Source organism: Nonomuraea insulae (assembly GCF_042656245.1).
Genome location: NZ_JBHSPA010000086.1, coordinates 80,025 through 105,438, shown reverse-complemented (window position 1 = coordinate 105,438; position 25,414 = coordinate 80,025). Strand labels below are relative to the sequence as shown.

At 68.6% G+C, this 25,414-nt stretch carries 27 protein-coding genes; 8 read left to right on the top strand and 19 right to left on the bottom strand.

The features are described 5' to 3' along the window. The first annotated feature begins 81 nt into the window (after nt 1–81). Together ACFPZ3_RS54590 and ACFPZ3_RS54585 are read left to right on the top strand one after the other, a co-directional pair. Complete coding sequence (locus tag ACFPZ3_RS54590) at nt 82–1,446, top strand: acetyl-CoA carboxylase biotin carboxylase subunit (protein WP_379522369.1); 1,365 nt, start codon at nt 82–84, stop codon at nt 1,444–1,446. Nucleotides 1,447–1,478: 32 nt separating this feature from the next. Next, nucleotides 1,479–1,691 carry a biotin/lipoyl-binding carrier protein gene (locus ACFPZ3_RS54585; RefSeq protein ID WP_379522368.1) on the top strand — a complete coding sequence of 71 codons (213 nt, stop codon included), beginning with the start codon at nt 1,479–1,481 and terminating at the stop codon, nt 1,689–1,691. Here the strand turns inward: ACFPZ3_RS54585 and ACFPZ3_RS54580 are convergent. Then, complete coding sequence (locus tag ACFPZ3_RS54580) at nt 1,681–2,061, bottom strand: thioesterase family protein (RefSeq protein WP_379522367.1); 381 nt, start codon at nt 2,059–2,061, stop codon at nt 1,681–1,683. The genes ACFPZ3_RS54585 and ACFPZ3_RS54580 overlap by 11 nt on opposite strands. Nucleotides 2,062–2,296: 235 nt before the next feature. Here ACFPZ3_RS54580 and ACFPZ3_RS54575 point away from each other — a divergent pair, with 235 nt between their 5' ends. Further along, on the top strand, nt 2,297–3,883 hold the full coding sequence (locus ACFPZ3_RS54575) for a serine/threonine-protein kinase (RefSeq protein WP_379522366.1): 1,587 nt from the start codon (nt 2,297–2,299) through the stop codon (nt 3,881–3,883). 6 nt (nt 3,884–3,889) lie between these two features. Here the strand turns inward: ACFPZ3_RS54575 and ACFPZ3_RS54570 are convergent, their stop codons facing one another. The 7 genes from ACFPZ3_RS54570 to ACFPZ3_RS54540 all read right to left on the bottom strand — a co-directional run bounded on the left by ACFPZ3_RS54570 (nt 3,890) and on the right by ACFPZ3_RS54540 (nt 10,049). Beyond that, nucleotides 3,890–5,536 carry an acetolactate synthase gene (locus tag ACFPZ3_RS54570; RefSeq protein WP_379522365.1) on the bottom strand — a complete coding sequence of 549 codons (1,647 nt, stop codon included), beginning with the start codon at nt 5,534–5,536 and terminating at the stop codon, nt 3,890–3,892. A 58-nt stretch (nt 5,537–5,594) separates the two neighbouring features. After that, entirely contained in the window at nt 5,595–6,371 is a 777-nt protein-coding gene (locus ACFPZ3_RS54565; protein ID WP_379522364.1) for a DUF4097 family beta strand repeat-containing protein, read from the bottom strand. Continuing rightward, the gene (locus tag ACFPZ3_RS54560; RefSeq protein WP_379522363.1) at nt 6,368–7,024 is read right to left on the bottom strand and encodes a response regulator transcription factor; all 657 of its coding nucleotides are present in this window, start codon (nt 7,022–7,024) and stop codon (nt 6,368–6,370) included. The genes ACFPZ3_RS54565 and ACFPZ3_RS54560 overlap by 4 nt, the downstream gene beginning before the upstream one ends. Continuing rightward, nucleotides 7,015–8,175, bottom strand: coding sequence for a sensor histidine kinase (locus ACFPZ3_RS54555; protein WP_379522362.1), 1,161 nt, complete (start codon nt 8,173–8,175; stop codon nt 7,015–7,017). Before ACFPZ3_RS54555 ends, ACFPZ3_RS54560 begins: the two co-directional genes overlap by 10 nt. Before the next feature lie 98 nt (nt 8,176–8,273). After that, nucleotides 8,274–8,984 (bottom strand): dethiobiotin synthase, encoded by a 711-nt coding sequence (gene bioD, locus ACFPZ3_RS54550; RefSeq protein WP_379522361.1) that lies wholly within the window; start codon nt 8,982–8,984, stop codon nt 8,274–8,276. A gap of 70 nt (nt 8,985–9,054) precedes the next feature. Then, nucleotides 9,055–9,774, bottom strand: a complete 720-nt coding sequence (locus ACFPZ3_RS54545) for a GntR family transcriptional regulator (RefSeq protein WP_379522360.1) — start codon at nt 9,772–9,774, stop codon at nt 9,055–9,057. Beyond that, complete coding sequence (locus ACFPZ3_RS54540) at nt 9,771–10,049, bottom strand: hypothetical protein (protein ID WP_379522359.1); 279 nt, start codon at nt 10,047–10,049, stop codon at nt 9,771–9,773. Before ACFPZ3_RS54540 ends, ACFPZ3_RS54545 begins: the two co-directional genes overlap by 4 nt. A gap of 220 nt (nt 10,050–10,269) precedes the next feature. Here ACFPZ3_RS54540 and ACFPZ3_RS54535 point away from each other — a divergent pair, with 220 nt between their 5' ends. Continuing rightward, complete coding sequence (locus tag ACFPZ3_RS54535) at nt 10,270–11,742, top strand: histidine kinase N-terminal domain-containing protein (RefSeq protein ID WP_379522358.1); 1,473 nt, start codon at nt 10,270–10,272, stop codon at nt 11,740–11,742. Between the two features lie 10 nt (nt 11,743–11,752). On the opposite strand, the gene ACFPZ3_RS54530 is transcribed toward ACFPZ3_RS54535, so the two are convergent. Further along, entirely contained in the window at nt 11,753–12,007 is a 255-nt protein-coding gene (locus ACFPZ3_RS54530) for a WhiB family transcriptional regulator (RefSeq protein WP_379522357.1), read from the bottom strand. Nucleotides 12,008–12,278: 271 nt separating this feature from the next. After that, nucleotides 12,279–13,244: a diacylglycerol/lipid kinase family protein gene (locus tag ACFPZ3_RS54525; RefSeq protein WP_379522356.1), complete on the bottom strand. Its 966-nt coding sequence runs from the start codon at nt 13,242–13,244 to the stop codon at nt 12,279–12,281. Nucleotides 13,245–13,334: 90 nt separating this feature from the next. Between ACFPZ3_RS54525 and ACFPZ3_RS54520 the strand changes: the two genes are divergently transcribed. Beyond that, nucleotides 13,335–13,718 (top strand): hypothetical protein, encoded by a 384-nt coding sequence (locus tag ACFPZ3_RS54520; RefSeq protein WP_379522355.1) that lies wholly within the window; start codon nt 13,335–13,337, stop codon nt 13,716–13,718. A gap of 43 nt (nt 13,719–13,761) precedes the next feature. Here ACFPZ3_RS54520 and ACFPZ3_RS54515 read toward each other — a convergent pair whose 3' ends face one another. The 3 genes from ACFPZ3_RS54515 to sodN all read right to left on the bottom strand — a co-directional run bounded on the left by ACFPZ3_RS54515 (nt 13,762) and on the right by sodN (nt 15,526). Next, complete coding sequence (locus ACFPZ3_RS54515) at nt 13,762–14,541, bottom strand: RNA polymerase sigma factor SigF (RefSeq protein WP_186404427.1); 780 nt, start codon at nt 14,539–14,541, stop codon at nt 13,762–13,764. Nucleotides 14,542–14,558: 17 nt separating this feature from the next. Then, nucleotides 14,559–14,996, bottom strand: a complete 438-nt coding sequence (locus ACFPZ3_RS54510; RefSeq protein WP_379522354.1) for an anti-sigma factor — start codon at nt 14,994–14,996, stop codon at nt 14,559–14,561. Between the two features lie 128 nt (nt 14,997–15,124). Further along, entirely contained in the window at nt 15,125–15,526 is a 402-nt protein-coding gene (sodN, locus tag ACFPZ3_RS54505; protein WP_379522353.1) for a superoxide dismutase, Ni, read from the bottom strand. An 89-nt stretch (nt 15,527–15,615) separates the two neighbouring features. On the opposite strand from sodN, the gene ACFPZ3_RS54500 reads away from it, so the two are divergent. Then, nucleotides 15,616–15,912, top strand: coding sequence for a S24 family peptidase (locus ACFPZ3_RS54500; RefSeq protein ID WP_379522352.1), 297 nt, complete (start codon nt 15,616–15,618; stop codon nt 15,910–15,912). A 52-nt stretch (nt 15,913–15,964) separates the two neighbouring features. Here ACFPZ3_RS54500 and ACFPZ3_RS54495 read toward each other — a convergent pair whose 3' ends face one another. The 4 genes from ACFPZ3_RS54495 to ACFPZ3_RS54480 are packed head-to-tail and all read right to left on the bottom strand — an operon-like array spanning nt 15,965 to nt 18,848. Next, nucleotides 15,965–16,387 carry a CGNR zinc finger domain-containing protein gene (locus ACFPZ3_RS54495; RefSeq protein ID WP_379522351.1) on the bottom strand — a complete coding sequence of 141 codons (423 nt, stop codon included), beginning with the start codon at nt 16,385–16,387 and terminating at the stop codon, nt 15,965–15,967. Between the two features lie 44 nt (nt 16,388–16,431). Then, nucleotides 16,432–17,175, bottom strand: coding sequence for an amino acid ABC transporter ATP-binding protein (locus tag ACFPZ3_RS54490; protein ID WP_379522350.1), 744 nt, complete (start codon nt 17,173–17,175; stop codon nt 16,432–16,434). Continuing rightward, nucleotides 17,172–17,999: an amino acid ABC transporter permease gene (locus ACFPZ3_RS54485; RefSeq protein WP_379522349.1), complete on the bottom strand. Its 828-nt coding sequence runs from the start codon at nt 17,997–17,999 to the stop codon at nt 17,172–17,174. The genes ACFPZ3_RS54490 and ACFPZ3_RS54485 overlap by 4 nt, the downstream gene beginning before the upstream one ends. Before the next feature lie 3 nt (nt 18,000–18,002). Continuing rightward, nucleotides 18,003–18,848 (bottom strand): ABC transporter substrate-binding protein, encoded by an 846-nt coding sequence (locus tag ACFPZ3_RS54480; protein WP_379522348.1) that lies wholly within the window; start codon nt 18,846–18,848, stop codon nt 18,003–18,005. 263 nt (nt 18,849–19,111) lie between these two features. On the opposite strand from ACFPZ3_RS54480, the gene ACFPZ3_RS54475 reads away from it, so the two are divergent. Both ACFPZ3_RS54475 and ACFPZ3_RS54470 read left to right on the top strand, forming a co-directional pair. Further along, entirely contained in the window at nt 19,112–20,320 is a 1,209-nt protein-coding gene (locus tag ACFPZ3_RS54475) for an NAD(P)-dependent malic enzyme (RefSeq protein ID WP_379522347.1), read from the top strand. A 684-nt stretch (nt 20,321–21,004) separates the two neighbouring features. Continuing rightward, nucleotides 21,005–21,955, top strand: coding sequence for a hypothetical protein (locus ACFPZ3_RS54470; RefSeq protein ID WP_379522346.1), 951 nt, complete (start codon nt 21,005–21,007; stop codon nt 21,953–21,955). 41 nt (nt 21,956–21,996) lie between these two features. Here ACFPZ3_RS54470 and ACFPZ3_RS54465 read toward each other — a convergent pair whose 3' ends face one another. Together ACFPZ3_RS54465 and ACFPZ3_RS54460 are read right to left on the bottom strand one after the other, a co-directional pair. Then, entirely contained in the window at nt 21,997–23,490 is a 1,494-nt protein-coding gene (locus tag ACFPZ3_RS54465) for a trypsin-like serine peptidase (protein ID WP_379522345.1), read from the bottom strand. A gap of 173 nt (nt 23,491–23,663) precedes the next feature. Continuing rightward, nucleotides 23,664–25,271, bottom strand: a complete 1,608-nt coding sequence (locus tag ACFPZ3_RS54460) for a trypsin-like serine peptidase (protein ID WP_379522344.1) — start codon at nt 25,269–25,271, stop codon at nt 23,664–23,666. Nucleotides 25,272–25,414 lie beyond the last annotated feature (143 nt).

Genomic DNA, 25,414 nt, shown 5'->3' with positions numbered 1-25,414 from the left:
AGATTCCTACAGATCGGCCTCTCCGGATCGGTGGTTTCGGGGGAAAGGGGTTAGACGGTCCGCGGCCATAAAGTGGTCGGCGTGCTTACTGAGACGCTCGGACCCGTTCTGATCGCCAACCGAGGGGAGATCGCGCGGCGGATCATCCGCACGGTCAAGCGGATGGGCCTGCGCGCCATCGCGGTTCATTCCGAGGCCGACGCGGGCCTGCCGTTCGTGCGCGAGGCCGATGAGGCCGTGCTGCTCGGCCCGGCCAACCCCGCGCAGAGCTATCTTGACGTCGCCAAGGTGCTGGAGGCGGCGCGCGCGACCGGTGCGAAGGCGATCCACCCCGGCTACGGCTTCCTGGCGGAGAACGTCGCGTTCGCCAGGGCCGTCATCGACGCCGGGATGGTGTGGATCGGTCCTTCCCCCGAGGCAATCGACAAGATGGGCGACAAGATCAACGCCAGGAACCTCATGGAGGCCGCCGGCGTGCCGGTCGCCGCGGGCACCCGCGAGCCGGTCACGGACCTGTCGCTGGCGCTCAAGGCCGCCGAAGCCATCGGCTACCCGGTCATGGTCAAGACCGCGGGTGGCGGCGGTGGCATCGGGATGAGCGTGGCCCACGACGACGAGGGGCTGGCCAAGGCCTACGAGCAGGCGGCCAGGGCGGCGGCCAGGTTCTCCGGCGACGCGCTCGACGGGCCCGCCGTGCTGCTTGAGCGCTACATCGAGCGCGCCCGCCACGTCGAGGTGCAGATCCTCGGCCTGCCCGGCGGCAAGGTCGTGGCGCTGGGCGAGCGCGACTGCTCCGTGCAGCGCCGCCACCAGAAGGTCGTCGAGGAGTCCCCGTCGCCCGGCATCAGCCCCGAGCTGCGCGAGCGCATGCTCGCCGCCGCCGTGCGGGCCGGCGAGACGGTCGGCTACCTGGGCGCGGGCACGGTCGAGTGCCTGGTGGACGCCGACAAGCAGGACTTCGTGTTCCTGGAGATGAACACCCGGCTGCAGGTGGAGCACCCGGTCACCGAAATGGTCACCGGCCTCGACCTGGTCGAGCTGCAGCTCCGCGTCGCCGCGGGGGAGAGCCCCGAGGTGCGGGCCGAGCCCACTGGACACGCGATCGAGTTCCGGGTCTACGCTGAGGACCCCAAGCGCTTCTTCCCCGGCCCCGGCACGATCACGGCCTGGGACGAGCCGACCGGCGACGGCGTGCGCGTGGACTCCGGCTACGCTGCGGGCGACACGGTCACCCCGTTCTACGACCCGCTGATGGCCAAGCTCTGCGTCCACGGTTCCGATCGTGAGGAGGCGCTGGAGAAGGGCAGAAAGGCGGTGGCCGAGTTCACCGTCGAGGGGCCGAAGAACAACCTGCCATTCTGTGCGGAGCTGCTCGAGAACGCGGAGTTCGCCACCGGCGACTACGACACGGGGCTGGTCGCGCGCATGCGCGCCAAGTCCGCATGAGATTGTTGGATCATTGAAAGAGGGGAGTCCCGGTGGCTGAGGTACGCGCTGAGATGGTGGCGAACGTCTGGAAGGTCGTCGTCAAGGAGGGCGACACCGTTTCCGACGGCGACACACTGGTCATCCTCGAATCCATGAAGATGGAAATCCCGGTGCTCGCCGAGGACGAGGGCGTCGTGGCGCAGCTCAAGGTGGCCGAGGGCGATGTGATCCAGGAAGGCGATCTGATCGCCGTCATCGAGTGACGCGGGCGAGGAACTTGGCACGATCGACCACGATGCGCTCGATCGTGCCCTTGCCCACCACGCTGTGCTGGTCGTGGGCCTCGAAGGCGAAGACCAGCCGCCGGCCGTCGACCTCGGTGAGTTCGACGCCGACCTGGACGTGCGCGCCCAGCGGGCTGGCGGCCAGGTGCTCGATCTCGGCCCTGGTGCCGACGGAGGTCTGCCCAGGTTCGAGGTGCCGCTCGACCGCGCGTACGGTCGCCGCCTCGGCCAGCGCCAGCAGGCGCGGAGTGGCCAGCACGGGCACGTCTCCACTGCCGATCTTCTTGGCTGTGTCCTCCATCTCGACCATGATGATCAGCTGAGAGCGTAGGCCCGGGGCAAGCGTCATGAGATCAGTCTATTAACGCGATCACTTAGTTCCCGGAAACGCGGACAAGTACCGCGGTGAGGCTCCAGGATAGGGTTTGTACGGCTTGAGGCTTTTGAGTGGCATGTGGGACACGTGAGTCGTACACTCTCTAAGTTCCGTGACCACTGTGTTACCTCACCGCGACGAAAGTTCGCTTTGTTGGAGGACCGCGGGGTGGGAGAGGTTTCGGACGTAGGGGGGTAGCGGGGGAATCATGGTGGCCCAAGGGACGACGCTGGCGGGGCGATATCGCCTGGACACCCGCATCGGCGCCGGTGGCATGGGTGAGGTGTGGCGGGGCGAGGATGTCGTGCTCGCACGCACCGTCGCCGTCAAGGTGCTGCTCCCAGGCCGGATGGAGGACCCCGGGTTCGTCGCTCGCTTCCAGGGGGAAGCGCGGGCGATGGCCACGATCAACCATTCCGGCGTGGTCGATGTCTACGACTACGGGATCAGCGGCGACACCGTCTATCTGGTGATGAAGTTCGTCGACGGCGAACCGCTCGACCGGCTGCTCGGCCGGCTGGGGCGGATCCCGCCGCAGGCGGCGATGGAGCTGATCGCGCAGGCGGCGTCGGCGTTGCAGGCCGTGCACAATCAGGGGATCGTGCACCGCGACGTCAAGCCGGGCAACCTGCTCGTGCAGCGCGACGGCACGCTCGTGCTCACCGACTTCGGCATCGCGCGCTCCGACGTGGCCAACCGGCTCACCGACGCCGGCATGGTGCTCGGCACGGCGGCCTACTGCGCTCCGGAGCAGGCCGAGGGCGCGCCTGTGACGCCCGCGGTGGACATTTACGCGCTCGGCGTAGTCGCGTACGAGTGCCTGCTGGGTCAGAGGCCTTTCGACGGTGACAGCGCCGTCACGATCGCGCTGAAGCACATTCGCGAGGCCCCGCCACCCCTGCCGCAGGACATCCCCCCGCCGGTGCGCCAGCTGGTGGAGATCGCCCTGTCCAAGGACCCGGCCAGGCGTTACCCGAGCGCCAAGGCGATGAGCGAGGCGGCCCGCGCGATCGCCAGCGGCCAGACGCCCGTCGTCCCTGAGCTGGCCACCGGGGTCACCATGGCGCCGCCGCCTGAGGCGTACCAGCAGCAGGCGAGCCAGCAGCCTGAGCCGAGCTCCTATCAGACGGGCGCCAGGCTGGCGCAGGACGAGACGACGGTCAGCGAGCGGCGCGGGAGCAGGCGTGCGGCCAAGGCGCCGCGCAGGACGGGGCTGATCGCGGGCATCGCCGCGGCCGTCGTGCTCGGCGCGGGCGCCACCGCGGTCGCCCTGACGGGCATGACCACCGGCGGTACCGATGTGATCGTCACCCCCACCCAGCGGAGTGACACGGAGGACATGGTCGACAAGACCACCAGGCCTCCGACCAGGCCTACGGAGCCCAGGCCCACCCGGACGACGCCCAAGCCGACGTACCACCCGCCGCCCAAGCCCACGGCGACGAAGGAGACCGAAGAGCCGGACAAGTCGCCCTCTCCCACGCCCTCGGACACGACCTCTTCGTCGAAGTCGCCCACACCGACGCCGACCATCACGAAGGTGCGGGTGCCCGACGTGATCGGGCGGGGGTACCTTGACGCCCAGGAGCGGGTCCAGGTCGCCGGGTTCGAGGTGAACCCCGACGACCAGACGACCACGACCAACGGCATGCGCTGCGGCAAGGTCAACGCGATGGCCCCGAAGGCCGGGACCGCGCTCGCGGAGGGCGAGACGGTCACGCTGGTCATCATCGACGGCACCTGCCCCGAGGACTCACCGACGCCCACCCCGACCCCCACGCCGAAGAAGTCGTAAGGTCGCTCACACCCCCGTCGTGTTGCGGGGGTAGGCGACCTCGGGGTCGGTGGCGATGTTGACCATGTAGGGGATCCCGGAGTCGAACGCCCTGCGCAGCGCGGGCCCGATCTCCGACGGCTTGGTGACCAGCTCGCCGCCCCCGCCCAGGGCGGTGACCACCTGGTCGTAGCGGCACTGGGGCTGCAGCTCGGCGGCGACGTCGTAGCCGTACAGGAGTTGCATGGGGTGCTTCTCCAGGCCCCAGATGCCGTTGTTGCCGCAGATCATGACGACGGGGAGCTTGTGGCGTACGAGGGTGTCGACGTCCATCAGCGAGAAGCCCGCGGCGCCGTCGCCGAGCAGCAGCACCACCTGCGAGGAGGGCCTGGCCAGGCGGGCGGCGATGGAGTAGCCCAGGCCGGTGCCGAGGCAGCCGTACGGGCCCGGGTCGAGCCAGTTGCCCGGCTGCTTCGGCTCGACGTATTTGCCCGCGTAGGAGACGAAGTCGCCGCCGTCGCCGATCACCACGGCGTCCTCGGCCAGCACCTTGCCCAGCTCGCCGTAGATCCGCATGGGATGGATCGGGTCGGAGTCGGCGGCCAGCAGCTCCGCGTCGCCCGCGATGGCCGCCGTGGCCGCCTCGGACAGCTTCGTCACCCACGACGCGTACGCGTCGGGCTTGACCCCCGCGTCCCCGCACGCCGCGCCGAGACTCCAGAAGACCACCGACAGGTCGCCGGCGGCGGAGGCGGCCGGCTGCATGTGCGTGGCGAGCTGCGAGGGCGCGTCGGCGATGTGCACCACCCTGGCCAGCGGCGCGCCGTCCTTGCCGCCGAACCAGCCGTAGCCGAGGCGGAAGTCGAGCGGCGTGCCGATGACGATCACCAGGTCGGCCTGGGCGAAGGCGAGGCCGCGGGCCCTGGTGACGAGCAGTTCGTGACCGGCGGGCAGGATGCCGCGGCCCTGGCCGTTGGGGATGACCGGCAGCCGCCACGTCTCGGCGAAGTCGCGGGCGGCCTCCTCGGCGCGGTCCATCCACACGTCGGAGCCGTAGACCACCACCGGCCGCTCCGCCTCGGACAGCAGGCGCGCGATGGCGGACAGGTCGTCGGGGTCGGGCTCCAGCGGCGAGGGGGTCTGCGTGTGCACCTCGTGCACCGGTGAAGGGGAGAACAGGTGGTCCATGTAGAAGTCGAGGAAGACGGGCCCGCGGCGGGGCGCGAGCGCCGTGCGGAAGGCCGCCTCGACGTCCTGGCCGACGGAGTCGGCTCCGCTCGCGGTGAACGCCAGCTTGGTGATCGGGTCGAGCAGCGGCGGGTGGTCCATCTCCTGCAGGGCCCCGCTGCCCCAGCGCGACTGGGGCGCCCGGCCGCCCAGGACGACCACCGGCGAGCCGTTGAAATGCGCGGTCGCGACGCCGCTGACGCCGTTGGTGATGCCGGGCCCGGCGGTCAGCACGGCCAGGCCGGGATTCCTGGTGAGCCTCGCGGTCGCCTCCGCGGCGAAGACCGCGCTCTGCTCGTGGCGTACGTCGAGGATGCGCATCCCCTCGTGCACCGCGCCGTCGTAGAGGGGGAAGACATGCCCTCCCGACAGAGTGAACATGGTCTCGACGCCATAGGCCTTGGACACGGCGACGGCGGCGTCACCGGCGTGCTTCGCAGACTCCATGCCGGGAACTTACCAACCAGTCACAAGAGTAAACAGACCTTGGGCAACGGAGTGATCTTCAGTGGTTGAGCACCGATACGTTGCCTTCCGATGTCTTCGCGATGATCTTCCTCGATGAGCCGGCGTCCCTCTTGACGGCGATGGTGGTGTTCACGCCGGCGACCGTCACGTCGTACGTGCTCCGCGGCACGGCCACCTGGACGGCGCCCGTCGTCCGCACCATCGCCTTGACGTCCGACGGCACGGCGGTGAACATCAGCCCCACGTCTCCCGAGCCGACCTCCACGTCGGCCTTCCCGCCGGAGAGCCGCTCCGCGTCCACGTCGCCCGTGCCGGTCCTGGCCCAGAGGTCGCCGGACAACGACTGCACGCGGACGTCGCCGGACACCGAGGTCAGCCGGGCGTCGCCGAAGAGGTCGCCGATCGTGAGGTCGCCGGTGGACGTGCCGGCCTCGATGTCGGTCTCCGGCGGCACGAAGATCATGTATTCAGCCTCGCAGACGGGGCCATCCGGCTGGTCGGAGCCGGGGCAGACCGCGTCGAGCCGCAGCGTTCTGGATCGGCCGTCCCAGTCCTCGGTGACCGTCGGCCGCTCCTTCGACCACCGCAGTTGCCGCTGGATGAGCAGCTCCCCGGCCTGGCCGGGCAGGACGAGCAGGTCCACCCGCCCCTTGCCCGCCTTGATCCGCACCTCCTGGTACGGGAACGGGATGGACCTCGTGGTGACGTCCATCGGCGTCCTGGCCCTGGCGAACTCGTGCCAGAGCAACACCGTGGACAGGGAGAGCGCGACCACGGTCGCCACGGCGCCGGCCATCAGCCAGACGGCTCTCACGGCAGGCTCCTGATCTTGAGGAACTGCAGGACGGCCAGCACCCGCCGATGGTCGCCCTCGGCGGGCGGCAGGTCGAGCTTGGCGAAGATGTTGCCGATGTGCTTGCCCACGGCCCCTTCGCTGAGCACCAGGGCCTGCCCGATGCCGGCGTTGGAGCGGCCCTCCGCCATCAGCTTGAGCACCTCGTGCTCCCTGGGCGTCAGCCGTTCGAGCGGATCGCTGTTGCCGCGCAGCAGCAGCTGGGCGACGACCTCGGGGTCGAGCGCGGTGCCTCCCGAGGCCACCCTGCGCAGCGCGTCGAAGAACTCGGCCACGTCCGCCACCCGGTCCTTGAGCAGGTAGCCGACGCCACCGGTGGCGGCCGAGGCGAGCAGTTGGGCGGCGTAGCGCTCCTCGACGTACTGCGAGAGCACCAGGACCGCCAGCCCGGGCTGCTGGCGGCGCAGCACGAGCGCGGCCCGCAGCCCTTCGTCGGTGTGCGTGGGCGGCATCCTGACGTCCGTGACGACCAGCTCGGGCCGGTGCTCCTCGGCCGCCCGCAGCAGCCCCTCCGCGTCGTCCACGGCCGCCACCACCTCCATGTCGGCGGCGTCCAGGAGCCGGATCAGCCCCTCCCTGAGCAGCACGGAGTCCTCGGCGAGCACTACTCGCACGGCAGGTTCACCTCGATCGTCGTCGGTCCTCCCAGCGGGCTGGACAGCCGCAGCGCCCCGTCCACGGAGTCGATCCTCTGGGCCAGGCCGCGCAGCCCGGTGCCGCCGTCCAGTGTGGCGCCGCCGCAGCCGTCGTCATGGACGAGCAGGTGCAGGCGGTCGCGCTCGCGCCGCACGATCACCTCGGCCTTGGTGGCCGCCGCGTGTTTGGCGATGTTGGTCAGTGCTTCGGACACGATGAAGAACGCCACCGCCTCGATGGTCGGAGTGGCACGCCGCTCGATGTCGACGCGTAGCTTCACGGGGAAGGGGGCGCGGGCGGCGACGCCGGACAGCGCCGCGTCCAGGCCCTGGTCGTTGAGCACGGCCGGATGCAGGCCGCGGACGAAGTCGCGCAGCTCCTTGAGCGCCTGCTTGGCCTCCTCGTGCGCGTGCTCCAGGGCCTCGCGGGCCGGGTCAGGCAGGTCGGTCAGGGTGGCCCTGGCCAGGCCCAGGTTCATGGCCAGCGAGACCAGCCGCTGTTGCGCGCCGTCGTGCAGGTCGCGCTCGATCCTGCGGCGCTCGGCGTCGGCCGCGTCGATCACCCCGGCCCGGCTCTCGGTCAGCGTCTCGATCCGCTGCCCCAGCTCGGAACGGCTGGGCCCGAGCAGCGTGCGCGCCACCGACAGGTCCATCGCCGCCATGCCGCGGGCCAGGACCGGCGCGAGCAGCAGCAGGAAGAGCCCGATCGCCATGTACAGAATCAGCACTCTGCCGTTCCTGAGGTCGAACACGAACTCCAGCGGCGGCTTCTGCATCTTCGGCGCCGTGAAAGCCAGCAGTCCCACGACCGCCCCGCCCCACACCACCGCCACCAGGAACGTGCCCGCCAGGCTCACGAACGGCGACAGCAGGTGGTAGGCGATCTGCCGCCACGTGGCCCGGCTGCGCAGGACACTGGGGGAGCGGACGGGCGGGATGTGCGCGCCCAGGAAGGCGTCGAACCTGGAGCGCTGCACCCTGGTGAACGACGGCACGGCCCGCACCAGCAGGGGTGGCGCCACGGCCAGGACGAGCGTCAGCCCGCCGAGCAACACGCCGATCGGCAGGCCGATCACCACGTGGGCCGTGTCGAGCCAGGCCCGTCTCGACCACGGGCGGGGGACTTTCATGGCACAAAGGTATTGAGCCGCGACCGGCACACGAAATGGGTCTGGTGTGCGGGTGCGTGGTAGAGCTAGCCCCACCCCCTCACGAAGCCGGCGGCGGGTCAGATGCTCTGCCTGAACTCCGCCGGGTCGAATGCGCCGCCCAGCGTGGCGCTCAGGCCCTTGCGGGCCGCTTCGGCGAACTCCCGCCGCCCGAGATGTGCCGCCCCTTCGGGGAGCGCGCCGGCCAGTGGCCTGGCGGCCAGCATCTCCAGGTCGGCCACGCTGCTCCGCTCGGGCGTCTCCGGGGTGGCGGGCCAGCTTCCGATGACGATGCCGGCGAGGTCGAGGCCGCGGTGTGCCAGGGCCTCCAGGGTGAGGGCGGTGTGGTTGACGGTGTCGCCACCGGTGCGCACCACGACGAGGACTTGTGCCCGCAGTGCACGGGCGAGGTCGGCGACGGTGGCGCCGTCCTCGTCGTAACGGTCGAGCAGGCCGCCGGTGCCCTCCACGACCACCAGGCGGTTGCTCTCGGCCAGCTCCCGCACCAGCTCGGCGGCCCCGGTCAGCGACACCGGCGGCGTGCCGGCCGTTCTGGCGGCCGCCGCGGGTGGCAGGCGGTCGGGGTAACGGGCGAGCTCGAAGGTGGTGCTGATCCCGGACAGCCCGATCACCTGATCGACGTCACCGGCCGCGCCCGCCGTCACGCCGGTCTGGGCGGGCTTGACCATGGCCGCCGCCGATCCGCGCGCCAGCGTCAACGCCGCCAGCGCGGCCGTCACCACGGTCTTGCCCACGCCGGAGCCGGTGCCTGTGACGACGAGGATGCTCATGCTGACAGCGTAGAAGCGCCCCTCCGGGTCCGTAGCCCGCCCGCGCCGTCCTCCGTGAGAACCGAGGTACTCAGGGGCGGCGGAGGCGGGTGACGAACTTGTAGCGGTCGCCGCGGTAGAGGGACTGCGCCCATTCGACGGGGTTGCCGTCGGCGTCGAAGGCGTGCCGGGTGAGCAGGAGCATCGGCAGGCCGACGTCGACCCCGAGGGCCTTGGCGTCGTAGGGCGTGGCCAGGATGGTCTCGATGATCTCTTCGGCGTCCGTCAGCCGTACGTTGTAGGCGTTGTGCAGCGTCTCGTACAGGGAGGCGTGCACTTCGAGCTCGCGCCGCAACCGCGGGAAGCGCCGCGCGGACAGGTGGGTGGTGTCGATGGAGACCGGCTCGCCGTTGGCGAGCCTGAGCCGGTGGATGCGCAGCACGCGCCCGCCGGGGTTGATGGCCAGCCGTCGGGCCAGGGCCTCGTCGGCGGTGATGTACCCGATCTCCAGTATCTTCGTGTCCGGCTCCAGCCCGGCCGTGCGCAGATCCCCGATGTACGAGGTCAGCTGCAGCACCTGTGCCACCTTGGGCTGCGCCACGAAGGTGCCCTTGCCCTGGATGCGCAGCAGCCGCCCTTCGACCACCAGCTCGGTCAGGGCCTGCCGGACGGTGGTGCGCGAGGTCTCGAACCGTACGGCCAGCGTGCGTTCCGGAGGCAGCGACTGGCCGGGGGAGAGGGTCTTGGTGAGCTCGAGCAGGGCCCGTTTGACGTCGTAGTACTTCGGAACGCGGGGACCGTCGTCTGTCACGCTCTCACCTTCACTTCTGCCACGGCGGTGAGGGCGTGTCTGATCACCGCGAGATCATCGGAACTCACTTTGGCCCGAGCGGTCAACCGCGGGCTGCAGCGGCCGACCGGCGCCGGGCGCGTGCGGGTGCGGGCACGCGCGGATCCAGGCAGCTCAGGTTGATTGTGAAGGATATCCACAGCAGCATGCGCGATCGCAACCGAGGCCGGTCCGCGCGCCGTGTCGCGGAAGAACCGCCTGCCCGTGTGGATCACCTCCGGCTTGCCGAGTGCCATCCGTCCCAGGATTTGAGCGAGTACGGGAGTGTGATGGTTCTCACAATATGAGATTTCGGATAGGTCCAGTTGATGGGACGATGCCGTATCTGTCCTCACTGTGCTACTGAAGAGGCGTGCGGCGCCGTCTGTCGGGGATCGGCGAAGTCCGTCCGTGAACGTACCCATCTCATCGGGGGTCGGTTTGGCTGTTGCGGGGGAAAGCACGCATGATGCAGTCGTGCCGACTCTCAGCGACCTCGTAGCCCGCCACACCGCGCTTGACGACGCGGATCTCGACTGGCTGCACTCGCTGGTCTCCGACTGGCAGCTGCTGGCCGACCTGTCGTTCGCCGACCTCATCCTGTGGGCCCCGCTGCTCGGCGAGAACGGCTGGATCGCGATCGCCCAGATGCGCCCCACCACCGGCCCGACCGTCTACCACGACGACATCGTCGGCAGCGTGGCCGCCAGAGGCGAGCGCCAGCTCATCGACACGGCCTGGAACGAGCGGCGCATCTGCCGCGAAGGCGACCCCGACTGGTCCACCGGCGTCCCCGTGCGGGAGGAGACGATCCCCGTGCGCCGGGCGGTCGAGGGCGGGGAGGGCCGCTTTCTCGCGGTCATCCAGCGCTCCACGAACCTGTCCTCGGCCCGCACGCCGTCCCGCCTGGAGCTGACCTACCTCCAGAGCGCCTCCGACCTGGCGCAGATGGTGGCCGAGGGGCGCTTCCCGTTCTCGGGCGAGGAGCCGATCCTGGTCCGCTCGCCGCGCGTCGGCGACGGCCTGCTCAGGCTCGACCGGGCCGGGCGCGTCACGTACGCCTCCCCGAACGCCCTGTCCGCCTACCGCCGGCTCGGCCTGCACGCGGACCTGGTCGGCGCCGAGCTGGGCCGGGTCACCGCGACGCTGTGCTATTCGGACGAGCCGATCAACGAGGACCTCATGATCGTGGCCAGCGGGCGCGCGGCCAAGGAGACCGAGGTCGAGTCCGGCGGCACGATCGTGCAGCTCAGGGCCATTCCGCTGATCGTCGGCGGCGGCCGGATCGGCGCGCTGGTCCTCATCAGGGACGTGACCGAGCTGCGGCGGCGCGAGCGCGAGCTGATGACCAAGGACGCCACGATCCGCGAGATCCACCATCGGGTGAAGAACAACCTGCAGACCGTCGCCGCCCTGCTCAGGCTCCAGGCCAGGCGGCTGCAGGTGCCCGAGGCCCGCGAGGCGCTCGAGGAGGCCGTTCGCCGGGTGGGGTCGATCGCGATCGTGCACGAGACGTTGTCTCACGCGCCGGAGGAGTTCGTGAACTTCGACGAGGTCGCCGACCGCGTCATCGCGATGGCGGGCGAGGTCTCGTCGCCCGAGGTGGGCATCATGCCCCGAAGAGTGGGTGAGTTCGGGGTGTTGCCCTCGCTCATCGCCACACCGGTGGCCATGGCGCTGACCGAGCTCCTGCAGAACGCGCTGCAACATGGCCGGCCCAAGCGGCTGGAGGTGGTGGTCGAGCCCACGCAGGAGCGGCTCAACGTGACCGTCTGGGACGACGGCCTGGGACTTCCGAGCGGCTTCGATCTCGACAGCTCCACCAGTCTGGGGCTGCAGATCGTACGTACGCTCGTGGAAGGGGAGCTGTCCGGGCGGCTCACCATCGAGCCACGCCTGGAGGGCGGCACGGAGGTCGTGCTGTCGATCCCTCTCCCGGCCAGTAGTTAGTCGTTGCCCGTCAGGCGGTGGCGCGGGCCCGGGCACGAGCACTGCGGCGCTTGAGAGCGCGACGCTCGTCCTCGCTCAGACCGCCCCAGACTCCGGCGTCCTGACCGGACTCCAGCGCCCACTTCAGACACCGCTCCACGGCCGGGCAAGACCGGCAGACCTGCTTGGCCTCCTCGATCTGCATGAGTGCCGGGCCGGTGTTGCCGATCGGGAAGAAGAGCTCGGGGTCCACGTCACGGCAGGCAGCTCGGTCGCGCCAGTCCATGCGTCCACTCCTTAGTAGATGGAGCCTCTGGTCGGCTCCGTGCGGCTACTTTGTGAAGAGTTTCACTAACTCGCGCGAACAATTACCCGGATCCGTGTGTGGACCGGGGTTGTCCGCTGGCTGTCGGACGGAGGACCTCGGGGTTGTTAAAGGTCCTACGTTCCGACATCCCTGAGCCTTTCAGGCACGCAGAGTGCACGCAAGAGGGTTGGTGGGAAGTTTTGGTGGTGATGGATGTCGGATGCGTCACACAATGACCGAATGTAACCGGCTAGACCAGAACTTGTAACGCGTTCGGTGTAGACCGGAATGTTACGGTTTCGCGTTCGCCCAGGTAGTCGCCGTCCAGCTGGAAGGCCACAGGGCGGTCCGCGGTGAGGGTGAATTCGGGCTCGTCATGCAGTTGTACGAGGTGCCGTCCGGACGGAAGCCGGTCACTCTCCGTGAGGATGTGCCGGATCACCGCGGAGAGCGTCATGGGGCCCATCCGACGTAGCCCGAGGAGGTCGATCCCGGTCTCGAAACTGGCCCACGGGGTGGGCCGCACGGGTTTGCTTCCCACGTACGTCCATGGTGAGGTGTTGGAGATGATCCCCATGAACACGCCCCTGGCCGTGGGGATCCCCGGGCCGGTCACGGTCATCGCCGGATGCCGCTTGTCCGTGGCCAGATAGTGCCGCAGAGCCGTGTTCACATACCGTGCCGGGGTAGCCTTGCGGCCCGTTCCCCTCAGGCCCTCTACGGCCCGTACAACCTCAGCGTCGTAGCCCATTCCCGAGCAGAAGGTGAAATATCTGCTCTGCCCCTCCCAAAGGGCTTGGCCCAAACCCACGGTCCTGCGCCGGCCCTCCCTGAGCGCCTCCAGCACCACGCCCGTGGACTCCACGGGGTCGTTCGGCAGGCCCAGGGCGCGGGCGAAGACGTTCGCGCTGCCGCCGGGGATGACGATGAGGCCGGGCCGGCCGGCGCTGGGATCGTCGCCGAGCGGGAGCTCCTCGCCGTTCACCGGGTTCAGCAGGCCGTTGACGGTCTCGTTGATCGTCCCGTCGCCGCCCAGCACCGCCACCACGTCATAGCCCTTGGCCCGCGCGGTGGCCGCCAGCGCCGCGGCGTGACCGCGGTAGCGGGTCTCCTCGACGGCCAGCTCCACGGCCGCGCCGAGCGCCCGGATCAACACGTTCCGTGTGCGGGCGTTCGTGGTCGTGGCCTTGGGATTGACCAGCAGCATGGCGCGCATATCGCCAGCGTAGCCGGTGGATCCTGTCCGCCTTATCGGCCGAACGTCCTATTTTCCGCACCGTCCGCCCCGAGAGGTAGGGTACGGACCGTGAACGCTCGCCCGGTTACCCTCCTCATCGCCGCAGCGGTGGTCGCCCTGGAGGGCCTGATCGCACTCGGACTCGGTGTCTTCGTCGGGGTGGAGTCCCTGACCGGGCAGCCCGACGACCTGACCTCCGCCGTCGCGGAGGCGGTGTTCGGGCTGCTGATCGGCGCCGGCCTGCTCTGGGTGGCCTGGGGCGGGTTGTTCAGGATGGAGCGGTGGGGGAGGGCGCCGGCAGTGCTGACCCAGATCTTCATGCTGCCTGTCGGCGGCACGCTCATCACGTCGGGCCAGCCGCTGCTCGGGATCCCGCTGCTCGTGGCAGCCCTGGCAGCGCTGGCGACACTGCTGGCGCCTCCCACCACCCACGCGCTCTACGGCGACGGCTAGCCGTCGGCTGTGCCTCCCACCACCCTGCGCTCTACGGCGACGGCTAGTCGTCGGCTGTCAGACCCTCGCGCAGCTGGGCCAGCGTGCGGGCCAGCAGACGCGAGACGTGCATCTGCGAGATGCCCAGCTCGGTGGCGATCTGCGACTGTGTCATGTTGCCGAAGAAACGCAGCAGCAGAATGCGCTTCTCGCGCGGCGGCAGCCGCTCCAGCAGCGGTTTGAGCGACTCGCGGTATTCGACGCCCTCAAGTGACTCATCCACGATGCCGAGCGAGTCGGACACGGCGGGAGCGTCGTCGTCTCCGGAGTCGGGCGCGTCGAGGGACACGGTCGAGTAGGCGTTGGCCGACTCGAGTCCTTCGAGCACCTCCTCCTCGGTCATCTTCAGGTAGGTGGCGAGCTCGGCCACGGTCGGGGCACGCCCCTCCCGCTGCGACAGGTCGCTGATGGCCTTGGTCAGCGAGAGCTTCAGCTCCTGCAACCGGCGCGGCACGCGCACGGCCCAGCCCTTGTCGCGGAAGTGCCGCTTGATCTCGCCGACGATGGTGGGCGTGGCGTAGGTGGAGAACTCCACACCGCGGTTGAGGTCGAACCGGTCGATGGACTTGATCAGACCGATGGTGGCGACCTGAGTGAGGTCGTCGAGCCACTCACCCCTGTTGCGGAAGCGGCGCGCCAGATATTCGACCAGCGGAAGGTGAAGCTCGACCAGCTCATCCCTGATGCGCTGGCGGCGTGGCTCCTCGGGGCCAAGCTCGGCCAGCTCGGCGAAGAGCATGCGGGCGCGCACCCTGTCAGGCACGGCGTGTTCGCTGGTGGCCATGGCTCCAGTCCTTTCCGTCACGCCGGCCCCGCTGTGCCCTTGGCCGCGCCTCGGCGCTTACGCAGGACGATCGCCATACGGTCGGGGGAGTCGGTCACGGCGTCGACGTCGTCAGCCAGGGCGGTCAGGACCATCCAGGCGAAATCGTCACGCTTGGGCGCGGAGCTGCCGACGGTGGCCACTTCGACCCTGACCTGCATCTCCTGCCCCGTGAGCTCGAACTCCGCGGTCAGGTCGGTGCCGGGCACGGCCTCGCTCAGGAGCATGGCGCAAGCCTCGTCGACCGCGATCCGCAGGTCCTCGATCTCGTCCAGGGTGAAGTCAAGCCGCGCCGCCAGGCCGGCGGTAGCCGTACGCAGCACAGACAGGTAGGCACTCGCGGCGGGGAGCCTGATGCTCACCACGTCACGGATGCCGGCCACGCCCTCCGCGCGCGTCTCGGTTTCCTCGGTCACGTTCCTCCTCGCGAATCCAACGCTGACTGCAACTTACCGCCCCTGAGAGGTGGTTGGACTATTCAGACTCGCCATCAACGGAAAAGGCTCTGTGCGGCCTGACGCCGCACAGAGCCCTATGTGCCGTTTTAGGCGGCCTTGGTCTCCCAGAAGATCTTGGAGATTTCGTCGATCTTGCCCAGCAGGTCCTCCGCCTTGGCGACGTCGACGGTGCCCTTGGCGCCGGCTGCGCCCGCGAGCTTCGTGGCGTCCCAGAAGAGCTGGTGGAGCTGTGGGTACTGCTCAAGGTGCGGCGGCTTGAAGTAGTCGGTCCAGAGCACCCACAGGTGGTGCTTGACCAGCTCGGCGCGCTCCTCCTTGATGGTGACCGCGCGGGAGCGGAAGACCGGGTCCTCGTTTCCCGCGTACTTCTCCATGATCGCCTTGACCGACTCGGCCTCGATGCGGGCCTGAGCGGGGTCGTAGACCCCACAGGGCAGGTCGCAGTGTGCGGAAGCGACATGCTTGGGTCGTAGCAGTCGTGCGAGCATCAGAAAGTCCTTCCTGGATGCTGAATCAGCTTGGTCCTCAACCGACCTTACTCGTGTCCCGATGCCTGTGGAGTGGGGGGTAGCAGCCCATGAGAGTGCGTGTCGAAGGTGATTCGATGCGTCCCGCGCTGGTTCCCGGCGACTGGCTCCTGGTCCGGCGGGGGGCCATCGTGCACCCGGGCGATCTCGTGGTGGCCAGGCTTCCCGGCGATCCCGATCAGCTCATAGTGAAACGGGCGCAGTGGCACGGGGTCGACGGCTGGTGGCTGGAGAGCGACAACCAGCGGGCCAGCGGGCGGCGCGACAGCTGGGACTTCGGGCCGGTCCACGACATCATCGGCCGAGTGGTGCTGCGTTACTGGCCGCTCATGCGCAAGGGGCGTTAGGCGTCGCTCCTGCGCAAGGGGCCGTTAGCCATCGCTCCTCTGCAAAGGGGCGTCAGCCGTCGCTCCTGCGGCGGGCGCGGAAGGCGGCCACGTTCGCGCGGCTGGCGCAGCGGGCCGAGCAGTAGCGGCGGGAGCGGTTGGAGGAGGTGTCGAGGAAGGCCAGGCCGCAGTGGGGCTCACGGCACCGGCCGAGGCGAGAGGCGCCCAGTTCGGCGACGACCGCGGCCAGGCCCATCACGGCGGTCGCGGCGGGGTCCTCGGCCAGGTGGAGGTGCCAGGCGCCGTCGTGGTCGGAGAGCTGAGGGCGTACGGGATAGCGCGCGAGCAGGGCGTTGAGCAGCGCGGCCACGGCGCGCTCGTCGCCGGCCGCGTCGAACACCGCGGCCAGCTCGTCGCGCAGCCGGTTGAGCTCGGGCGGCGGGTCGGGATCGTTGGCCAGCCGGACCGCCCACTCGGCGTAAGAGGTGAGGTCCATGCAGGTGTATTACACCAGAAGGCGGGGGCCCGCCTTCTGGTGGGTTACTCCCCGGGGTGCAGGACCCGGTGCAGGAACAGACGGGTGCGCTCCTGCCGCGGGTCGCCGATCACCTGGGCGGGCACGCCGTCCTCGACCACCACGCCCCCGTCCATGAACACCACCCGGTCGGCCACCTCACGGGCGAAGCCCATCTCGTGGGTGACCACGAGCATGGTCATGCCCTCCTCCGCCAGCTTGCGCATGACGGTGAGCACGTCGCCGACGAGCTCGGGGTCGAGCGCGGAGGTGGGCTCGTCGAAGAGCATGAGGTCGGGGTTCATGGCCAGCGCCCTGGCGATCGCCACCCGCTGCTGCTGGCCGCCGGAGAGCTGACCGGGCAGGGCATCGCACTTGTCGCCGACGCCGACCTTCTCCAGGTTCTCCCTGGCGACGATCTCGGCTTCCTTCCTGCCGCGTTTGAGCACCCGCCGCTGGGCGATCATGACGTTCTCCAGCGCCGTCATGTGCGGGAACAGGTTGAACTGCTGGAAGACCATGCCGATGCGGCGGCGTACGGCGTCGATGTCCACGTCGGGGTCGGTGACCTCGGCGCCCTCCACGAACACCTTGCCCTTGGTGGGTCTCTCCAGCAGGTTCACGCAGCGCAGGAGCGTGGACTTGCCGGAGCCGGATGGGCCGATGACGCAGACCACCTGGCCGGGATCGACGGTCATGTCGATGCCCGTGAGCACCTGGTTCCTGCCGAAGTATTTGTGCAGGTCTCGCAGCTCGATGGCGTGGGTCATCGGTTCCTCCCCTTACGTCCCTCCAGCCGGGACGCGAGGTAGCCCAGCGGGATGGTGACGATCAGGTACGTCACTCCGGCGACCATGATCGGCGTGGCGTTGGCGAACTGTGAGGCCAGGTCGTTGCCGAACTTGGCCAGCTCGACGTACTCCCCGGAGACGCCGAGGAACAGCACCAGCGAGGAGTCCTTGAGCAGGGCCACGAACTGGTTCGTCGTCGGCGGGATGACCATCCGGATGGCCTGCGGGATCACCACGGTGACCTGGGCCCGCGTGGCCGACATGCCCAGCGACCTGGCGGCCTCCGTCTGGCCCTTGGGCACGGCCTGCAGGCCCGCGCGGAAGACCTCCGCCTGGTAGGCCGCCCCGACCAGGCCGAGCCCGAGTATGCCCTGTCCGTACGTGCCGCCGGGCACCTGGAAGCCCGGCAGCGCCAGCGGCAGGAACGTGATCATCAGGAAGATCAGCAGCGCGGGCAGGCCGCGGAAGATCTCGATGTAGACGAGCGAGATCCACCGGTACGGCAGGACCTGCGAGATCCGCATGAGCGCCAGCACCAGGCCCAGGACGAAGGCGAAGACGAATCCGCCGACCGCGTAGATGATCGTGTTGCGCAGCGCGACGGTGAACAGATCGGGCAGTGCCTCCTTCGCCACGTCGATCTTGGCGAAGTTCTGCGCCAGGCTGCCCCAGTCGGCGTACAGGATGACGCCGGCGAGCGCGACGACCAGGACGACGTACTGGACGCCCCGGCTGATCCGCTGCTTCTTCCGAGGGCTGAGCCTGGCGCGTCCGGGCTCAGCCGTCTTCGGCTGGTCGGCCATGGATCAGCCCAGCTCGCCGGGCTTCTTGCCGAACCACTTCACGAAGATCTTCTCGTAGGTGCCGTCCTGCTTGGCCTTGGCGATCTCGTCGTTGATCGTCTTCAGCAGGACCGGGTCGGAGCCCTTCTTCAGGCCGATTCCGTACTGCTCACCGGTGTCGAGGCTGCCGATCAGCTCGAACTTCCCGGCGACGTCGGGCTTCTTCAGCCAGGTGAGCACGACCGGCAGGTCCTGGACGATCACGTCGGCCTGGCCCGCCTGCAGGGCGAGCAACTCCTTGGGGGAGTCGGCGTACTCGGTCGGGTCGAAGCCGTTCTTCTTGACGTATTCGAGGCCCGTCGTGCTGGCCTGGGCGCCCAGCTTGAGCCCCTTCGCCTTGACGTCCTCCAGAGACGTGGCGCCGGTGCCCTTCTTGGCCAGCAGCGCCTGGGTGGCGTCGAAGTAGGGGGCGGAGAAGTCGATGTTCTTCTGCCGTTCGGGGGTGATCGTCATGCCGGCGGCGGCCACGTCGCACTTGCCCGCCGCCATGGCGGCGCCGCTCTTGATCACGGCGAAGTCGATGTCCACGATGTTCTGGGTCACGCCCAGCTTCTTCGCGGCCAGGTCGACGATGTCGACGTCGAACCCGACGACCTTGCCTGAGTCGTCCTTGAACTGGAACGGCTCGTACGGAATATTCGTACAGACCGTGAGCTTGCCTGGCTGCACCAGCTTGACACCGCCGGCCGCGGTGGCACTGGTGCTGCCGCCCGAGCCGGATTCGCTGCCGCACGCGGTCAGCGCGATAACAGCTGTCAAGGCGAGCGCACCGGCGGCGTAGCGTCGGCGGCCCTGGGGACTGAGGGCCATGTACGGCCTCCTCGAAGTGAAAAGCCATGAAACTTGCGTTTTGTGCAGTTTAGATGGGGTTTTGTGCAGGTCAGTCATTCGCCGTTTAACGATGCGTCAACAGAACGGCGACGGCCCTGACACCGAACACCATCTCACCATGTGGCACTATGGGGTCACGGGTGACCCCCGAACCCCTCACGAGATGAATCGCCGAGGGGCCTCTGGCAGCTACAGAAGCCAGCCCGCTCGCGCTCGTCCGCCGAAGGTTACTTCCGCTTCCAATGACTACAGGGGTCGCTGTGGCTGCCACGCCCACGTCTGCTTCCGTCGAAACACTCGATCTCGACCCGGCTTTCGCGCTGCACCGCGGAGGCAAGATCGAGATCCGCGCCACCGTTCCCGTCCGCGACGCGGACGACCTGGCCCTCGCCTACACGCCCGGCGTCGCCCGGGTCTGCACCGGCATCGCCGAGAACCCCGCGCTGGTCAACGACTACACCTGGGTCTCCAGGGTGGTCGCCGTCGTCTCCGACGGCACGGCCGTGCTCGGCCTGGGTGACATCGGTCCCTCGGCCGCCATGCCCGTCATGGAGGGCAAGGCGCTGCTGTTCAAGGAGTTCGCCAACGTCGACGCCGTCCCCATCTGCCTCGACTGCACCGACGTGGACGCGATCGTCGAGACCGTGGTGCGTCTCGCGCCGTCGTTCGGCGGCATCAACCTGGAGGACATCAGCGCCCCCCGCTGCTTCGAGATCGAGGACCGGCTGCGCGACCTGCTCGACATCCCCGTCTTCCACGACGACCAGCACGGCACCGCCATCGTGGCCCTGGCGGCCCTGCAGAACGCCGCCCGCCTGACCGGCCGCACCCTGGGCGACCTGCGGGCCGTCGTGGCCGGCGCGGGCGCCTCCGGCGTCGCAGTCACCCGCATCCTGCTGGAGGCGGGCATCGGCGACATCGCGGTCTCCGACTCCAAGGGCATGATCTACGCGGGCCGTGAGGGCCTCAACCCGGTCAAGGAGGCGCTGGCCCGCGACACCAACAAGGCCGGGCACACCGGCTCCACGGAGGAGGCCCTGGCGGGCGCCGACGTGTTCCTCGGCCTGTCCGGGTCCACGGTGACCGAGAAGGCGATCGCCTCCATGGCGCCCGACGCCATCGTCTTCGCGCTGTCCAACCCGACGCCGGAGGTGCACCCCGAGGTGGCCGCCAAGCACGTCAGGGTCGTGGCCACCGGGCGCTCCGACTTCCCCAACCAGATCAACAACGTGCTGGCCTTCCCCGGGGTCTTCCGCGGCGCCCTCGACGTGCGCGCCAGCACGATCACCGAGAACATGAAGGTGGCCGCGGCCAACGCGCTGGCGGGCGTCGTGGGTGACGACGTGTCGCCCACGTACATCATCCCGAGCCCGTTCGACGACCGCGTCGCGCCCGCCGTGACGGCAGCCGTGGCGGCCCAGGCCCGCGCGGACGGCGTCGCGCGCCTCTGAACACCCGCGGGCGGGGGCCTTTCGGCCCTCGCCCGCCTTTTTTTGCGTTCGCCCAAGGTCGGAGTGGCCTTCGGGTTACTTTGCCATGCCTTGGGTAGGTGAGCCCCCCGTCTAGGAGCGATGGCCGCCGGGCCTGCCGGGGGCAGAACCGGCAGAGGGTGTGAGATGGAGTCGAGGTGACCTTTGGGAACTGCCATAAATCCTTTACGCAAGGTGCTATAACAGTAGCTCTCTGTAAGGATGTGGGCGCCGACTCCTGTGACGAGGAGAGCGATGGAACGCGAGCCGAATCGACTGCTGCAGCAGCTCATCGCGGAGGCGGGTTTTTCCCACAAGGGATTGGCCAGGCGCCTCAACGATCTGGGAGCCGCACGTGGCACACCGGGCCTCAAGTACGACCACAGTTCCGTCCTGCGATGGATCGGCGGTCAGAGGCCACGCGACCCTGTCCCGTGCCTGCTCACCGAGATCTTCGCGCTACGGCTAGGCAGACCGGTCACCTCAGAGGACCTGGGCATGCCTGCCATCATCACGCCCCTCGATCTCGGACAGGAGTTCACGCACACGTGGCAGGAGGGGGTCGCGACCGTGACGGCGCTGTGGAGGGCCGATGTAGAGAGACGGAGGTTTCTGATCGACTCGACGTTCGCGATAGGAGCAGGCTCCGTTGGAGCCGTACGTTGGTTGACGTCCCCCTCTGAGGGACGTCCGAGCGGCATCGGACTGCGGCGGGTGGGCCGCGCCGACATCGCCGCCATCCATGAGGTCACCCGATCGTTCGGTGAGCTCGACAATCGATTCGGCAGCGGGCGCGTCCGCTCGTCCGTGGTCAAATATCTCGACACCGCCGTCTCCCCCTTGCTCAAGGACGGCTCATACGGAGAGTCCACCGGCAGACAGCTCGCCGCCGCGGCCGCCGAGCTGACCCGCCTGGCGGGCTGGATGGCCTACGACATGGAGCAGCACGGTCTCGCCCAGCGTTACCTGATCCAGGCCCTCCGCCTGGCCAGGGGCGCCGACGACCAGACCCTGGGCAGCGAGATCCTGGCCGGGATGGCACACCAGGCCATCTACATGGGCCAGCTCGCCCACGCCCTCGACCTGGCCAGAGCCGCCCAGATGGCGGCCCGCCGGGCAGGCGTGCACACGCTCCTGGCCTCCGCGCACGTCCTGGAGGCCCACGCGCACGCCGGCCTGGGCGACGCCCGCTCCTGCGGCGTCTCCCTGCACGAGGCCGAGTGCGCCTTCGATTCCCGCAAGCCCGCCGAGGAGCCCAAGTGGCTCAGCTACTTCGACGAGGCTTACCTGTCCGCCAAATTCGCCCACTGTTTCCGAGACCTCAACGGGGAGGGCGAGCGGGTCGTCCGCCAGGCGCGGCGCTCTCTCGACATGGACTCCCGTTACGTGCGAGGCCGGATGTTCAACCTCTCGCTGCTGGCCGCCGGGCTGCTGCAGTGCGGGGAGCTGGAAGAGGCGTGCACGGCCGCGGCCGGCGCGCTGATGCTGGCCAGCGAGCTGCAGTCGGTTCGCTCGCGGTCCTATGCCGCCGATCTGCGGCGGCGGCTGGAGCCGTACAAGAACGAGCGGCCCGTGATGGCGCTGCGTGAGCGCACACGGGAGCTCACCGCGGTGTGACGCGAACGGCCCGGGCCTGACCAGGCCCGGGCCGTTCCGTCTTACTGCAGCAGTTCGCCCTTCGGGCTGACGATCGACTTGGTGGCCTGGTAGTTGGCCTTGTTGTAGACGTCAGCCGTCTCACCGTCGAAGACGGCCGAGCTGATGTAGTCGATGCGGCCGTTCTCGTCGTTGTCGTGGAACATGCTGGTCACGCCGTTGACGTAGCCGGTGCGCTTGCCGTTGTTGTACTTCAGGAGCCAAGGGCCGCCGTCGGCGCCACCGGTCATGGAGCACTTGAGCACCTGGTGGGTCTCGACCTTGAACGTGTTGACCTGGTAGGTCTTGGTGCCGGTCTTGCCCGCGCACCACTTGGGCGTCACGCCGGTGAACTGGCGGTCGCCGTTGGGGTGCAGGTCGCGGGGGTAGCCGAAGGCGGTCACCGGCTGGTTCAGCGGCTGGTTCCAGGAGAAGCCCTGACCGCCGACGACGTCGCCGAGCCGGCCCATGTCCTTGGCCACGCCGACGACCCAGTGGGCCTCGAAGTACCGGCGCCCGGAGTCCGGCTTGACCCACCGCTGGGTGTAGTAGTGGACGACCGTGTAGTTGCCCAGCTTGTCGGGGCCCGTGCCCTTGGCCCCCGGGCCCTTGTAGGCCTCCCACTGGGTCTTGGTGAGCTGCTCGACGACGGGCTCACCGAACTTGAAGCCCTGCCCCCTGCCGGTCCTGGCGGCGTCGTAGGTGCCCTTGGCGACCTCGACCTTCTCCAGCACCGCGTCGGGGTGGTCGGGGCCGACCAGCGAGGGCTCGCCCTGGCCCTGCGACCAGCATTCGCCCAGGTTGAGCTGGCACTTGACGAACTCTTCGTGGGTGATCTCGCGCGGCCTCAGCCACTTGTCACCGACCCACTCCTTGTACTCCCTGCGCGTGACGTCCTTCTCGCCGGCCAGGGAGAAGCCGTTGTGCACGGCCACGAAGGCGTAGTCGCCGTCGTAGTCGTCGTAGGTGTCGAGGTCATAGGCCGTGTACGCGTAGGCGCCGACGTACACGCCCCACGGGGCCTTGCCCTGGTAGTAACCCGGGACGAACACCCACTTGTCGTAGACGTCGTCCTTGCCGTTCTCGAAGACGCAGTGGCCCGCGGTGGCGACCAGGTTGCGGTTCCTGGACTGGATGGAGGTGGCGGAGCACCAGCGGTAGTGGCCGCCTCCGTCGAGGAAGAAGACCTTGCCGATGGTCTTGGGCAGGTTGACGTTCTTGCTGGTCGTGGCCTTGGCGGTGGTGGTGGGGCCCGTCATGCCGGGCTTGCCGTCGGGGGCGCCCTTGCTCTGGGAGCTGACCAGCTTGGGGACGTCCTGGGAGTCCACGGAGGTGTACTGCGTCGCCTTGCGGAGGGCGGCGCCGTTGGCGTCGAGCCAGAAGGCTGCGGCGCCGTACGCGTCGGCTGGTTTGGGAGTCAGGTTGTCGGTGGCCCAGTGCGGCTGGGCGCTGGCGGGCGTGGCCACGATGGCGGCGCTCAGGCCGGCGGATACGAGGGGGATGAGCAGGCGCTTCAAGGAAGACTCCACAGTCGTCAAAAGGGGGTGTAAAGACCCTATCGACCCTTTAGTAACTCTGGTAACTGAAATTATCAATTTCACCAGAAAGACCAAAAGGCCCGGCAGGATGCCGGGCCTTCGGTTCGCTACCGAACGGTGACTAGGTCACAGTTCCGGATCGCCTTGCTGTACTACTTGACGAGCTTGCCGGACCACGAGACCGAAGCGGCCTTGTAGATCGCAGCGGCCTCACCGTCGAAGTACGGCGTGGTGATCGTGTCGTAGCGGCCGTTCTTGTCGGTGTCAGCGATGAGGCTGGTGACACCGTTGACGTAGCCGAGACGCTTGGCGTTGCTGTACTTGTACAGCCACGGGGCACCGTCGTAGCCAGAGGTCACGGCGCACTTGAACGACTGCTGCTCCTCGACCTTACGGGCGGGGACCTGCAGAGCCTTGTGCGCGGTCTTGCCGTAGCACCACTTCGGCGTAACGCCGGTGTAGGGCTTGTTGCCGTCCGGGTGCGAACCCTGCGGGTAACCGAAGGTGCGCACGTACTTGCCGGAAGGCTGGTTCCACGCGACACCCTGGCCACCGACGTTGTCGCCGAGACGGCCAGCGCTCTTCAGGCCGCTGACGACGATGTAGTAGTCGTAGCGGACGAACTTCTTCGCGCTGCCCGGCTTCTGCCACTGCTGCACGTAGAAGTGCGTGATGGTGGAGTTGCCGTGCCGGTCGAGCTTGACGGTGCCGGGGAACTCGGCGTTGGGAACTGCCGGCTTCTCCGGCACAGCCGGCACAGCCGGCGTGGTGGGAGTGGCGGGAACCTCGGGCTTCGCCGCTTCCCAGCCCTGACCCACGATGTAGGCGAGAGCCTCGTTGTAGGTCACCTGCTCGACCTCGGGCGCGCCGTACTTGCGGCCCTGGCCCTTGCCGGTCTTGGCCGCCAGGTACTCAGTCCTGGTGACCTCGTCCTTGACCAGCTCGGCACCGGGGTAGTTGGGGCCAGCGCCCTCGGGGTCCTTGGGGTCGATCCTGTCGTAGTACTCGGAGGTCTCAGGGTTGAGCTTGCCTGCCTTGTACTCCTTCCAGGAGACCTCGGTCGCCTTCTTCTCCAGCTTCTCGCCGTCGTACGACTTCCACTCCGCGCGAGTAACCTTCTTCGGCTCCTTGAGCGTGCCGCCCAGGGCGTCGTAGACGGTCACGAACGCGTAGTCGCGGTCGTAGTCCTCGTAGACCTCGAAGTCGTAGTGGGTGAACGCCTGCTTGCCCACGTACAGGCCCCACGGCGTCTTGCCCTGGTAGTAACCGGGGACGAAGACCCAGCGGGACACGACTTCCTGGTTGGACACCACGTCGTAGACGCAGTGACCAGCGGTGGCGACCAGGTTGCGGTACTGCGACTGGATCGAGGTGCCGGAGCACCAGTACAGCTTGCTGTCACGGCCCTCGAAGAACACCTTGCCGATGGTCTTCGGCAGGTTCACGTTCTGGACCTTGGCGGTGGACTTCTTCTCCTCGCCGATGGGGGCCGTCAGGCCTGCCTTGGTGTCGGAGCTATATCCACCACCCATCGAAGTCTTCGAGACCTCGAGGGCGTCCGGGTTGAAGGCCACCGCGCCCTTGAGCGCCGCGTTGTTGGACTTGGTCCAGAACTCGACGGTCTCTTCGGCCTGAGCCTGGGTCTTCGCCAGGTCAGCGTTCGCGATGGTGTCGTCAGCCTGAGCCGTAGTGGCCAGGCCGGCGGCCAGGAGACCGGTGGCCAGAATGGCGCCACCGGCGGGGAGGAGGATGCGCTTCACGGTAACTCCTTGCGCTGTCGTGGAACGCCTTCTGCGTCCCATGCGTCAGTAAAGGGATAGCCAGGAACATACAGTGTCGATCTTGAACTCGGGTAGCCGCTTTGAAAGGAAAAGAGGCGACAAGCCGGGTGTGATCGTTCTGT